This window comes from bacterium (genome assembly GCA_040754625.1).
GTDB lineage: Bacteria > JACRDZ01 > JAQUKH01 > JAQUKH01 > JAQUKH01 > JAQUKH01.
The window spans coordinates 23,912-36,074 of the sequence record JBFMCF010000066.1 but is presented as its reverse complement, the minus strand read 5'-3'; the positions used below and the strand labels follow the sequence as shown (position 1 = coordinate 36,074).

At 39.7% G+C, this 12,163-nt stretch carries 13 protein-coding genes; all 13 read left to right on the top strand.

Annotated features, from left to right (window positions below):
- Positions 1-133: 133 nt before the first annotated feature.
- The 13 genes from dapA (at position 134) to topA (ending at position 12,147) form a co-directional block, all read left to right on the top strand.
- Positions 134-1,006 carry a 4-hydroxy-tetrahydrodipicolinate synthase gene (dapA, locus tag AB1498_05805; protein MEW6087802.1) on the top strand — a complete coding sequence of 291 codons (873 nt, stop codon included), beginning with the start codon at positions 134-136 and terminating at the stop codon, positions 1,004-1,006.
- A gap of 31 nt (positions 1,007-1,037) precedes the next feature.
- Positions 1,038-1,847, top strand: a complete 810-nt coding sequence (gene dapB, locus AB1498_05800; protein ID MEW6087801.1) for a 4-hydroxy-tetrahydrodipicolinate reductase — start codon at positions 1,038-1,040, stop codon at positions 1,845-1,847.
- Between the two features lie 3 nt (positions 1,848-1,850).
- Positions 1,851-3,083, top strand: coding sequence for a DUF2507 domain-containing protein (locus tag AB1498_05795; protein MEW6087800.1), 1,233 nt, complete (start codon positions 1,851-1,853; stop codon positions 3,081-3,083).
- A 14-nt stretch (positions 3,084-3,097) separates the two neighbouring features.
- A complete protein-coding gene (locus AB1498_05790; GenBank protein ID MEW6087799.1) occupies positions 3,098-4,270 on the top strand; it encodes an LL-diaminopimelate aminotransferase in 1,173 nt (390 codons plus the stop codon).
- 52 nt (positions 4,271-4,322) lie between these two features.
- Positions 4,323-4,694 carry a dihydroneopterin aldolase gene (gene folB / locus AB1498_05785; protein MEW6087798.1) on the top strand — a complete coding sequence of 124 codons (372 nt, stop codon included), beginning with the start codon at positions 4,323-4,325 and terminating at the stop codon, positions 4,692-4,694.
- Positions 4,695-4,909: 215 nt separating this feature from the next.
- Positions 4,910-5,386, top strand: coding sequence for a 2-amino-4-hydroxy-6-hydroxymethyldihydropteridine diphosphokinase (gene folK, locus AB1498_05780; GenBank protein ID MEW6087797.1), 477 nt, complete (start codon positions 4,910-4,912; stop codon positions 5,384-5,386).
- Positions 5,387-5,398: 12 nt separating this feature from the next.
- A complete protein-coding gene (locus AB1498_05775) occupies positions 5,399-6,043 on the top strand; it encodes a deoxynucleoside kinase (GenBank protein ID MEW6087796.1) in 645 nt (214 codons plus the stop codon).
- 1 nt (position 6,044) lies between these two features.
- The gene (gene panB, locus AB1498_05770; GenBank protein ID MEW6087795.1) at positions 6,045-6,848 is read left to right on the top strand and encodes a 3-methyl-2-oxobutanoate hydroxymethyltransferase; all 804 of its coding nucleotides are present in this window, start codon (positions 6,045-6,047) and stop codon (positions 6,846-6,848) included.
- A 3-nt stretch (positions 6,849-6,851) separates the two neighbouring features.
- Positions 6,852-7,553, top strand: a complete 702-nt coding sequence (gene pyrF, locus AB1498_05765; GenBank protein MEW6087794.1) for an orotidine-5'-phosphate decarboxylase — start codon at positions 6,852-6,854, stop codon at positions 7,551-7,553.
- A gap of 50 nt (positions 7,554-7,603) precedes the next feature.
- Entirely contained in the window at positions 7,604-8,200 is a 597-nt protein-coding gene (gene pyrE / locus AB1498_05760; GenBank protein ID MEW6087793.1) for an orotate phosphoribosyltransferase, read from the top strand.
- A gap of 121 nt (positions 8,201-8,321) precedes the next feature.
- Positions 8,322-8,807, top strand: coding sequence for a CarD family transcriptional regulator (locus AB1498_05755; protein ID MEW6087792.1), 486 nt, complete (start codon positions 8,322-8,324; stop codon positions 8,805-8,807).
- Positions 8,808-9,896, top strand: coding sequence for a DNA-processing protein DprA (dprA, locus tag AB1498_05750; protein ID MEW6087791.1), 1,089 nt, complete (start codon positions 8,808-8,810; stop codon positions 9,894-9,896). It begins immediately after the preceding gene.
- A gap of 10 nt (positions 9,897-9,906) precedes the next feature.
- Entirely contained in the window at positions 9,907-12,147 is a 2,241-nt protein-coding gene (gene topA, locus AB1498_05745) for a type I DNA topoisomerase (protein MEW6087790.1), read from the top strand.
- Positions 12,148-12,163: the final 16 nt, after the last annotated feature.

Genomic DNA, 12,163 nt, shown 5'->3' with positions numbered 1-12,163 from the left:
CTTACAATAATTTATCGCACACTTAAAAATAACTGGGTGTTCGATGATTTTAATAAATTCAAATTAGCTGAAGCTATTTAAAAAATAAGTCTTCAGAGTAGAAAATAATTGACTTTTAACATAGGAGGATAAAATGTTTAAAGGCGCAATGACAGCTATTGTCACCCCTTTTAAAGAAGGAAAGGTTGATGAAAAAGCGTTACAAAAACTGATTGAGTTTCAGATTAAGGGAGGGATTAAAGGTATTATTCCCTGCGGGACTACAGGTGAGTCAGCCACACTGGCATTTGAGGAACATAAGCGCGTTGTGGAAATAACAATATCCACGGTAAATAAAAGGGTGCCGGTGATTGCCGGGGCGGGCTCGAATAATACCGAAGAGGCCCTGGAGTTGACAAAATTCGCTAAAAGCAAGGGGGCGGACGGGGCCCTTTTAATAACACCTTATTATAACAGGCCGACACCGCGGGGGCTTTTTCTGCATTATGAAAAGATAGCGCGCAGCGTGGATATTCCTATTATTATTTATAATGTTCCTACGCGGACGGGGACGAACATTCTTCCTCAGACAGTTTCGGAGCTTGCAAAAATTTCAAATATAATCGGGATTAAAGAAGCCACGGGCGATATGAAACAGGCATCGGAGATTATCAGGTTATGCGGGGACAGGTTTACCATGCTTTCAGGCGATGATTATACAATTTTGCCATTTTTGTCTATTGGGGGGCATGGCGTGATATCGGTTGCCGCTAATATAGTTCCGGGAATGGTCAGCCGGCTTGTAGAAGGATTTTTCAATAATAATCTTGTTCAAGCGAAGGAATTGCATTATAAGCTTTTCCCTGTTATAAAGGCACTATTTTTGGAAACTAATCCGATTCCTGTAAAAACCGCCTTATCAATGATGGGAATGATATTGCCTGAGTTGAGGCTTCCTCTTTGCCAGATGAGTGAAGAAAATTCCAATGCTCTCAAATCAATGTTAAAGGCAAACGGATTGATTTAAAGGAGAAATTGTTGTGATAAAAAGAGATGATATGATTAATGTTGTTGTTACAGGTGCCTGCGGACGGATGGGGTCGGCGATCATTCGCCATTTATTAAGCCAGTCTGACATGAAATTAGCCGGCGCGGTCGAGAATCCGAAGCATTTAAATATTGGAAAAGATATTGGGGAGATACTTGGTGCCGGAAAATTGGGCATAGATATTTCTCCGTCTTTGAAAAAGGTCATTGACAAATCTGATGTGATTATTGAATTTGTTAATCCGAAAACATCTATTGAACACCTGGAAACAGCACATTTATTTAAAAAACCAATTGTGATTGGGACCACCGGTTTTATCGGGCCGGAACTAAAGATTATAAATAACGCTTCGAGGAACATCCCATGTGTCTTGTCGCCAAATATGAGTATAGGAGTTAATTCGCTTTTTTCCCTGGTACCGAAGTTCGCAAAAATACTGGGGGATGATTATGATATTGAAATAATTGAAGCACATCATAATTTAAAAAAAGACGCACCATCAGGGACAGCTCTGAAACTGGCCGAGCTTATTGCCGGCAGTTTAAACAGGGATATGAAAGAATGCGCTGTTTACGGGAGGTCAGGGATTACCGGGGAGCGCAGTAAAAAAGAGATAGGTATTCATGCGGTGCGCGGCGGGGATATTGTCGGGGACCATACTATAGTTTTCGCGGGGCCAGGTGAAAGAATAGAAGTCACGCATAGGGCCCATAGCCGTGAAGTATTTGTTTTTGGAGCGGTTAAGGCGGCGCGATTTGCGGTGAATGCAAAACCCGGATTATATAATATGCAGGATATTTTGGGTATCAGGGAAAAGTAATAGATGAAAGAAGAAAATAAACCGCAGGATGATAATAGCGCGGTTAGCCGGCTTTTTAAAATAATAGGTGATGGGACAGCAAAGACAGGAGGGGTGAAAAAAATGGAAAGAGAGGACAATGTCTTAAGGTTAGATTTGGATAATGTGGAGCAGATAACGCGGGAAGAATTGGGGACTGATACGTCTGTTCTGTTATATCGTTTTATAAGACTTGTCGGCCTGCGCGGGATTTTAGGGGAGAGTTTTTCGAGTTTTAGTTATTATGGCGGTAAGAGGCTGGGAATAAAGCTCCCTATAAGATCTATCAGGGAGATGATAGAGTTTATTGAAAAACTTAAATTAGGCCGTATGGAAGTTGTAGAATTTGATGATGAAAAAATGCTGGTTAATTTGTATGAATCGGCCACCTGCGCGGGATTACTGCCGGTTGGCAGGCCGATTTGTTATTTTGAGGCCGGTATTATCGCGGGTATTGCCGAGAACATTTTTAAAAAGCGGATGTCTGTCAAGGAGACCAAGTGCTGGGGGCTCGGAGATAAATATTGTCAATTCCAGGCAGTTGGAACGATAAACAAAATAGAACTTGGAAAAGAATATTTAAAGGAACCTCATTTTTTGAACAAATTTATTGAAGAAGCTGGTATAGATTATTCCGAGGAAAATATCCAGCTTCTTTCAACATTGACAGCGCACACAATAGTGGCATTAGAGAATACCCAGTTATATGAACAGGCAAAAAAATCAATGATTATTGATGCGATGACAAATGTCTATAACTTTGGTTATTTCCAGAACAGGATAAAAGAGGAGTTTGACAGGGCGGAACGGCACAGTATACCTTTAAGTGTTATGTTGATTGATGTTGATTATTTCAAAAAATACAATGATTCTCACGGCCACCCTGAAGGGGACGCCTTATTAGCTGAATTAGTTAAAGTTGTGAAGGCTAATATCCGTAATATAGATATTTTGTGCCGTTACGGAGGAGATGAATTTGTCGTAATCCTGCCTCAACTAGAGGAATCTAAAGTGAAGCCAATGGCCGAAAGAATTGTTAGAAGAATTGACAGCCATTTTTTTATCAGGGGAAATGAAAAAAGAAAGATTAGTGTAAGCCTGGGCGTCAGTAATTATCCAAAGAATGCTTCAAGTGTAGTTGAATTGATTAAAAATGCCGATGCGGCTTTATATCAGGCTAAAAACAAAGGCAGAAACTGTTATGTTATTTATTCATAAAAAATGAGGAGCAGATGGCAAACTTTAAAATTAAAAAAGCTGATCGTTTAAAAAAATTACCGGTTTATCTTTTTGCTGAGCTTGATAATTTAAAATCCGAGGCGAAAAAAAAAGGTGTTGATATAATTGATTTAGGCGTTGGAAGCCCTGATTTGCCCGCGCCGTCCAATATTATCAGAAAGGCGCAGGAAGAAATAGCTAATAAAAATAACCACGGGTATCCGTCTTATGCGGGAATGATTGAATTCCGGGAAACAGTTGCTTCATGGTATAAAGAACGATTTGACGTTGTGTTAGACCCTGAAACTGAAATTCTTGCCCTGATTGGTTCTAAAGAGGGAATTGGGCATATCCCGCTGGCGTTTGTTAATGAAGGCGATTTTGTTCTTGTGCCTGACCCCGGGTATCCCGTTTATCAGGCAGGCACTGTTTTCGCGGGCGGGATACCGTATTTTATGCCTCTTTTGCGGGAAAACAATTTTTTCCCGGATTTGAAAAAAATTGACACAACAACCGCAAAAAGATCAAAATTAATGTTTATCAACTATCCGAATAACCCGACTACCGCTGTCGCAAATAAAGAATTTTTTTCGGATGTCGTTGATTTTGCGAAAAAATTCAATATTATTACCTGTCATGATGCCGCATATTCCGAAATTTATTACGGCAAACGCATCATAAGTTTTTTAGAAGTTGACGGTGCCAAAGATGTGGGAATAGAATTTCATTCTTTTTCCAAAACCTTTAATATGGCGGGGTGGCGTATTGGTTTTGCCGCGGGCAACAAAGAAATAATCAGCGGTCTTGGGCAGATAAAAACTAATCTTGACTCAGGGATTTTTCAGGCAATTCAATTGGCCGCAATTGAGGCCTTAAAATCGCCGAAAGAAGTAAAAGAGGAGATTATTAAGGTCTATCAGGAAAGAAGGGATATTTTCACCGGCGTTTTGAAAAAATTAGGATGGGACGTAATTTATCCCGCAGCGACTTTTTATGTATGGGTCGCGGTCCCGAAAGGTTTAACGTCAAGAGAAATGACTACCGCGCTAATAAAAGAATGCGGTATTGTTGCAACCCCCGGGTCGGGATTTGGAAGCGCGGGAGAAGGCTATATACGTTTTTCTCTTACAAGCGATATAAAAAGGCTTCAGGAAGCATTGAATCGAATTGAAAAGTTAAAGATATAATAAAAAGAAAAAATTTTTCAAAGCTGTTAACGCGGTGTCAGGCGATCTATTTATGGACAAAATTGTTCTTAAAGATATGGTGTTCCATGGTTTTCATGGGACAAAAGATTTTGAGAAAGAAATCGGGCAAAAAATAGTTATAACCATAGAGTTGTTTTTAGACTTGAAAAAATCGGGCAAAACCGACAGTCTAAAAAATACTGTGGATTACCAGGAAATTTATAAATTAATAAATAATGTTCAGGCAGGGAAAAAATATAATCTTTTAGAGGCGCTGGCTGAGACAATTGCGGATGAAATACTAAAAATAGGCGTTATTAATAAATTATATCTGCAAATCAAAAAACCACAGGTTTTACTGGGCGGGCAGCTGGATTACGTGGCAGTTGAAATCTGCAGGGAAAAAGCAATTAGCACTTGTTAATAAACAGTTGAAGCGGTTTCATAAGTCGGTTCGTCACGAACTTAAGCGAAGGACTTATGAACAAGGCAGCAGGTGCAAAATGCCCGCAGGCATAGCAGGGCTATGTCGAGGACATTTTGTGCCGATAACGCAGTGCATAAGTCCTGCAGTTAACTGTAGTAGAAGAGACTTATGAAACCGCTTCTGGTAATGAATAGTGAAGAGTTAATTGTTAAATGATGATTGGTAAAATGTCAGGAATATTTTTGAGCCTGGGATCGAATCTCGGGAATAGAAGAAATAATCTGTATTATGTTATTAATGAGATAAAAAAGCATAGATTAATTACTGTAGAAAAAGTTTCTTCTTTTTATAATACATCTCCGTTAGGGGAGAAAAAACAGCCTGATTTTATTAACGCCGTAATCCAGATAAAAACCAGGTTGACACCGGACGCGCTGCTTTTTTTTATTAAATCTCTGGAGAAAAAAATAGGCCGGGAAAAAATTAAAAAGTGGGGGGCGAGGATTGCGGATATTGATATTATTTTTTATAACGACCTGGTTGTCAAAAAACATGGATTGATAATCCCTCATCCTGAGGTGAAAAACAGGCTTTTTGTTCTAAATCCTTTGATTGAAATTGCAAAAGATTTGGCATATCCCGGGGAAGGCATAAAAATCGCTGATTTGATAAAGAAATTAAAAAAATAAATACTTTACTTTATGGAGCAAATTAGATATATAGCTATTGAAGGAGCGATAGGGGCGGGGAAAACTAGTTTAGCTAAATTATTGGCAGAAAAATTACATGCGAAACTTGTTTTGGAAAATGCAAGCGAAAATCCGTTTTTAGAAAAATTTTATAAAAACCAGGAACAATACGCTTTCCAGGCGCAGGTATTTTTTTTATTAAGCCGTTACCGGCAGCAGATAGAATTACAACAACAGGATTTGTTTGAAAGGATTACAATAAGTGATTATCTTTTTGTCAGGGACGAGATATTCGCGCACCTTAACCTGGATGAAGATGAAATTTCAATGTACAGGCACCTTCATTCGCTGTTAAAGAAGAAAATATTGTTGCCGGATTTAGTTGTATTTTTACAGGCCAGCACGGAGAATTTGATCGAGAGAATAAAAACGCGGGGGATAGCCTTTGAACAAGGCATCTCCCCGGAATACCTGGAATCTGTAAACCAGGCGTTTAATAATTTTTTCTTTCATTATAACGATACCCCGCTTCTTGTCATTAATACGAATGAGATTGATTTTGTCCATAGCCATAAAGATTTGGACAACCTAATTAAGGAAATAAAAGAAATGGGGAAGGGAAAGAAGTATTACGTGCCGGTGTCTAAAAGGAGATAAAATGGATAAAAAAATTACCACGTCCGTTTTAAAAGAAATGAAGCAGAATGGCGAAAAAATTACAATGCTGACTGCTTATGATTATCCTTTATCTTTCGTGATGGAAAAAACAGGAATAGATGTTGTGCTTGTTGGTGATTCTCTGGGTATGGTGGTCCTGGGCCATGAAACTACCCTGCCTGTTACTGTTAACGATATTGTTTATCACACGAAGGCAGTGGTCCGCGGCAACAAAAAAAGCCTGATTGTGGCAGATATGCCTTTTTTGTCGTATAAAATTTCAAAAGAAGAAGCGGTGCGCAATGCCGGCAGGATGATCCAGGAAGCCGGGGCCGGCGCGGTCAAAGTTGAAGGGGGATCTGAAATTTCAGATGTCATATCTTCTATTATTGAAGCGGATATTCCGGTCATGGGGCATCTGGGGCTCACTCCGCAGGCTATAAATAAATTTGGAAGCTATAAAACCCGCGGCAGTGATAAAAAAGAGGCTGACAAAATTATTTCTGACGCAAAGATGCTGGAAAAACTGGGTGTTTTTGCGGTTGTGCTTGAAAAAATCCCTTTGGAACTTGCGAAAAAGATTACCGGGAATATTTCTATACCGACAATCGGTATTGGGGCTGGCCCATATTGTGATGGACAGGTACTGGTGACTTATGATATGTTAGGGCTTTTTGAAAGGTTTACCCCGAAATTTGTTAAAAAATATCTTGATTTGAATAAAGAAATCGCAAGTGCGTTTATGTCCTTCAGGGATGATGTTAAAAAGGGCAGGTTCCCTGACAGGGAAAAACATAGTTTTTAATATATGCAGGATAAATTAATTTTAGCATTGGACATAGCCGGCCGGGAAAAAGCGGCAGAGATTATTAATGAAGTAAAGGGCTATATTAAATTTTACAAGATAGGGAGCCAGTTATTTACCGCGTGCGGACCGTCAATAATTAAATTGGTGCAGAAAAACGGCGGGAAGGTTTTTCTTGATTTGAAATTCAATGATATCCCGAATACGGTGGCATCGGCTGTAAAAGAAGCATCCAACCTGGGTGTGGATATGCTTACAATCCATACCATGGGAGGAAGGGAGATGATGATGCGCGCATCGGAGGCCGCCAAATCAAGGAAGGGAAAAGACGGGCGATGCCCTTTAGTAATCGGTGTTACGCTTTTAACGAGCCTTGATGAAGTGTTTCTTCATGAAATTGGAATAGATTTACCGGCTGGAGAATTTGTTGCACATCTGGCAAGATTGGCTGAAGAATGCGGGTTGGACGGTGTGGTGAGTTCGGTAAAAGAATGCCCGGCGATTAGAAAAATATGCGGGAAAGATTTTAAAATAGTTACCCCCGGCATCCGTCTTGGCGGCGGGTTATTGAATGATCAAAAAAGAACAGACACCCCATCGAATGCTGTAAGAAACGGGGCATCCTATCTTGTCATAGGCCGCCCGATATTAGAAGCAAAAGATAAAATCAGTGTTATTGGACGAATTTTTAAAGAAATGAAATGACCAAATTATCTGACTGCCGTCAGGCAGGAAATTTTAAACGGGAGCGGGAAATGTCAGAAGATGCAGGGGTTTTAAAAATATTAAAAAAAACAAAGGCGTTACTTTCGGGGCATTTTGTCTTGACTTCAGGATTTCACAGCGATAGTTACTTTCAATGTGCGCTTGTTTTGCAATATCCGGAATATACCAGGTTATTAGGGGAGTTAATAGGAAAAAGATTTTTGGATAAAAATATTGATGTTGTTATTGCGCCCGCGCTTGGAGGAATAGTTGTCGCCTGCGGTGTGGGAGATTATCTGGAGCTAAAAGGCAGAAAAGGATTACGTGTGATTTTTGCTGAAAGAGTAAACGATAGAATGGTTTTTCGCCGGGGTTTTTCAATTAATAAAGGAGACAAAGTTCTAGTTGTTGAAGATGTTATTACAACCGGAGGTTCGGTCAAAGAAATCATTGGATTGGCAAAAAAAGAGGGGGCAGAAATTATCGGCGTGGGCGCAATAGTGGACAGAAGCGGGGGTAAGGTGGATTTTGGCGTCCAGAAAAAGGAAGTTTTACTTACTCTGGACGTTTTGAAATTTACAGAGGCCGAATGCCCATTATGTAAAAAGACGATACCTGTTGAGAAACCGGGAAGCCGGAAAAAATAGATTTGTGGTTCGTGTGAGTAATTTGTCCCGATGTTCTTCGGGATCCCGAACCTCGATTTCATCGAGGCATCGGGATAGTTTGGGAAAATTTTTGCATTGTGAAAATTTTATAGGAGGAATCATGTTTCAAGTAGAACAGGATGTATTTTACCCGTTATACGGGATTGTCCGTATAGATTCAATTGAGGATACGGGGTTTTCCGGGAAGAAAGAGCAATTTTATGTGTTTAACACGAAAGGGTCAAAGATAATGGCGCCTGTTGAAAGGTCTCAGGAATTGGGAATAAGGGCGATTAAAACGGAAAAAGAATTACAGGAATTTGTTGACCACTTAAAGCAGTCTGTTGTTTTAACAGGGAGCACGAGCTGGGCGGAGAGATATGCAAATTATTTAAGCCTTATGAAAAAAGGCGACCCGTTTTCCATACCTGATATCATAAAAGACCTGTACTGGCAGAATAAAGAAGGAAATATATCTTCTGCCAAAGAAAAAGAGGTGTGGAACCGTCTTTATCATAATTTGCTTGAAGAAGTAGCTTATATCCAGAAATCGAACAGGAGTCTTGCTAACAAGTTTATTTCCAAGGTTATATGGGAGACAAAGTAGATGGAAGATAGGGAATACTGGCTCTCCCTGAATTTGGTCCCCGGCTTAGGATTTGATAAAATAAAAAAATTAATAAATGTTTTCGGGTCTCCAAAAAATATTTTTTCAAGGAGCGAGAAAGAACTTTCAAAAATTATTGGTCCCAAAAAAGAGGCATTGGAAAATTTAAAAATAGAAAGGATATCCCCGGGGTTAAAAAAAGAATTAAAGGAGCTGGAAAAGAGAAAAATACATTATATAACATTAAACGATGAAGGATACCCGTTATATTTAAAAGAAATTGCCAACCCGCCTCTTGTCCTGTACATTAAAGGAAAGTTATTGAAAGAAGATAGTTTTTCCTTAAGTATTGTAGGGGCTCGTAAAGCGTCTTCTTACGGGATGGAAGTCGCAGAAAAGTTTTCTTCTGATTTAGCTAAATGCGGATTTACAATTGTATCGGGTCTTGCGAGAGGAATAGATTCTGCGGCGCATTACGGGGCTTTAAAGGCAAAAGGAAGGACTATTGCGGTACTGGGTTCAGGAATGGATTTTATTTATCCGCCTGAAAATCGTGCACTTTCCGAAAATATTTCTGAAAATGGTGCTGTTATTTCAGAATTTCCGCTTGCAACAAGGCCTTTTTTTTCTAATTTTCCAAGGAGAAACAGAATAATAAGCGGGTTGACGAAAGGCACTATAGTAGTTGAAGCGGGTTTTAAAAGCGGGTCTTTAATTACAGCAGGCCTTGCACTGGAACAGGGAAGAGATGTTTTTGCCGTCCCCGGGAAGGCCCTTTCTGACCAAAATAAAGGCGCGCATATTTTAATTAAACAGGGGGCGAAATTAACAGATAACATTTTTGATGTGCTGGAAGAATACAATATTGATAAAGAAAAAATCAAAACGCTTATAAATAATAAGATATTTCAAGTGAATGAATGTGAAAAAAAGATTATTGCAATTTTATCGGAAGAACCAAAACACATTGACTTTATTTGCAGGGAAACGAAAGATTCAATCCAGAATGTGCTGGGTGTTTTAACACAACTGGAATTGAAGGGGCTTGTTAAACAATCTGCAGGGAAGATGTTTGTTAAAAAATTATAAAGAGGAGTTTATGGCAAAGTTACTTATCGTGGAATCACCGGCAAAGGCCAAAACAATTAACAAATTTTTAGGAGGGGGGTTTGTTGTAAAATCGTCAATGGGGCATATAAAAGACCTGCCGAAGACAAAATTAGGTGTTGACGTGGAGAATAATTTTGAACCGCAGTATAAGGTCATCAAGGGCAGGGAGAAGGTCTTAAAAGAACTTAAATCGTTGGCAAAAAAATCAAAAACAGTTTACCTGGCACCGGACCCTGACAGGGAAGGGGAAGCGATTGCGTGGCACCTGGCACAGGAGCTCCGGGACGATAAAATAAATATTTTTCGTGTAAATTTTAATGAGATTACGGAAAAAACGGTTTTACAGGGTATTAACAGCCCCGGTGAAATTGATTTAAATAAGGTTAATGCCCAGCAGGCAAGGAGAATTTTGGACAGGCTGGTTGGTTATAAAATCAGCCCTCTTCTCTGGAGAAAGGTCCAAAAAGGTTTGAGTGCCGGCAGGGTCCAATCTGTGGCGGTACGGCTGATTTGTGAACGCGAGAAACAAATAGAGAGTTTTGTGTCCCAGGAATATTGGACAATTACAGTTTTTCTGCTGCCTTCTTCAGGGAAAGAAGAAGAAAAATTTGAAGCGGAACTTTATAAAATAGATGAGAAGAAAAGTGAACTGAAAAAACAGGATGAAGTAACCCCTATAGTTGAAGAGCTGAAAAAGGAAAACTATAAAGTTTACGATATTAATGTTAAAGAAAAGAAAAAAATTCCGCCGCCGCCTTTTATTACAAGCAGTCTCCAGCAGGAGGCGTTCCGCAGGTTTAATTTTTCCGCAAAAAAGACAATGCTGATTGCGCAGAATTTATATGAAGGATTGGAAATCGGAGAAAAAGGACCTGTAGGGCTTATTACTTACATGAGAACTGATTCGATTAGAATTTCGCCGGAGGCAATAGGGGAAACAGTTGCGTTTATAAAAGAAAAATACGGCAGTGAATATATTTTAAAGGAGTTTATTAAACGGAAGGAAAAGGCAAATGTGCAGGGTGCCCACGAGGCAATCAGGCCGACATCATGCAGGTTTGTTCCGGATGATATAAAAGGATATATATCGCAAGACCAGTATAAAATATATAAATTAATCTGGGAAAGGTTTATTGCTTCACAAATGAGCGCGGCTGTTTATGACCAGACTACTGTAACCATAAAAGCCGGAAGGTTTTCTTTCCGCGCGACAGGGCTTGTGGAAAAATTTAAAGGTTTTACTGTTCTATATGAAGAAAAAAAAGACGATAATGAGGACGATAAGACAGGAAAACTCCCGGTCCTGGCAAAAGACGAATTGCTGGTATTAACGGAGATAAGGCCCGGCCAGCATTTTACAAAACCGCCCGCGCGTTATACTGAGGCTACCTTGATAAAAGAACTGGAAGATAAAGGGATTGGCCGCCCCAGTACTTATGCGTCGATAGTAGGGACTATACAGGAAAGGGGTTATGTCGAAAAGGCCGATAAAAAACTTTATCCTGCAGAACTGGGCAAAATTGTCAATGAATTGCTGTTAGCCAGTTTCCCTGATGTTGTCGAAGTAAACTTTACGGCGAACATGGAAGACAATCTCGATAAAATTGAAGAAGGAAATGTTTCATGGCAAAAGGTATTGGAAGAATTTTATAAGATTTTTCTTGTGGATTTAAATAAAGCTGAGGGGACAATGCGAAATATTAAGAAGGAAAAGGAAAAAGTTACCGATATAGTATGTGAGAAATGCGGCGGGAAAATGGTTGTAAAATGGGGGAGAAGGGGCAGGTTTCTTGCTTGTTCAAATTTTCCGGATTGCCGTAATGCGAAACCGTGGGATGAGAAAAATGAAACAGTGGCAAAGGAGGAGGTTTCCGGGGAGACTTGTCCGAATTGCGGAAAATCCATGATAGTTAAAATCGGCCGTTTTGGTAAGTTTTTGGCATGTTCCAATTATCCGGAATGTAAAACCACAAAACCGATATTGCAGGAAATAGGGATGGATTGCCCGGAGGCGGGATGTACAGGCAGGATAATCCAGAGACGTTCAGGAAAAGGCAGGATATTTTTCGGATGCAGTAAATATCCCGGATGTAAATTTGTTTCCTGGGACAAGCCAGTCGCAAAACATTGTCCCGTTTGCGGCGCGTTATTTGTCTTTGAAAAGGTGAATAAATCAGGGGAATCGTTAAAGTGTTCCAAACCCGGATGCTCTTGGACAGAAGAACTGTAAAACTGAAAATACTAAA

What these genes read in the sequence shown, in the direction of transcription:
- dprA (MEW6087791.1), top strand. Translation starts at nt 8,808, where the DNA reads ATGGAAGATAGGGAATACTGGCTCTCCCTGAATTTGGTCCCCGGCTTA.
- panB (MEW6087795.1), top strand. Translation starts at nt 6,045, where the DNA reads ATGGATAAAAAAATTACCACGTCCGTTTTAAAAGAAATGAAGCAGAAT.
- dapB (MEW6087801.1), top strand. Translation starts at nt 1,038, where the DNA reads ATGATTAATGTTGTTGTTACAGGTGCCTGCGGACGGATGGGGTCGGCG.
- AB1498_05775 (MEW6087796.1), top strand. Translation starts at nt 5,399, where the DNA reads ATGGAGCAAATTAGATATATAGCTATTGAAGGAGCGATAGGGGCGGGG.
- AB1498_05795 (MEW6087800.1), top strand. Translation starts at nt 1,851, where the DNA reads ATGAAAGAAGAAAATAAACCGCAGGATGATAATAGCGCGGTTAGCCGG.
- folK (MEW6087797.1), top strand. Translation starts at nt 4,910, where the DNA reads ATGATGATTGGTAAAATGTCAGGAATATTTTTGAGCCTGGGATCGAAT.
- dapA (MEW6087802.1), top strand. Translation starts at nt 134, where the DNA reads ATGTTTAAAGGCGCAATGACAGCTATTGTCACCCCTTTTAAAGAAGGA.
- AB1498_05790 (MEW6087799.1), top strand. Translation starts at nt 3,098, where the DNA reads ATGGCAAACTTTAAAATTAAAAAAGCTGATCGTTTAAAAAAATTACCG.
- folB (MEW6087798.1), top strand. Translation starts at nt 4,323, where the DNA reads ATGGACAAAATTGTTCTTAAAGATATGGTGTTCCATGGTTTTCATGGG.
- topA (MEW6087790.1), top strand. Translation starts at nt 9,907, where the DNA reads ATGGCAAAGTTACTTATCGTGGAATCACCGGCAAAGGCCAAAACAATT.
- AB1498_05755 (MEW6087792.1), top strand. Translation starts at nt 8,322, where the DNA reads ATGTTTCAAGTAGAACAGGATGTATTTTACCCGTTATACGGGATTGTC.
- pyrE (MEW6087793.1), top strand. Translation starts at nt 7,604, where the DNA reads ATGTCAGAAGATGCAGGGGTTTTAAAAATATTAAAAAAAACAAAGGCG.
- pyrF (MEW6087794.1), top strand. Translation starts at nt 6,852, where the DNA reads ATGCAGGATAAATTAATTTTAGCATTGGACATAGCCGGCCGGGAAAAA.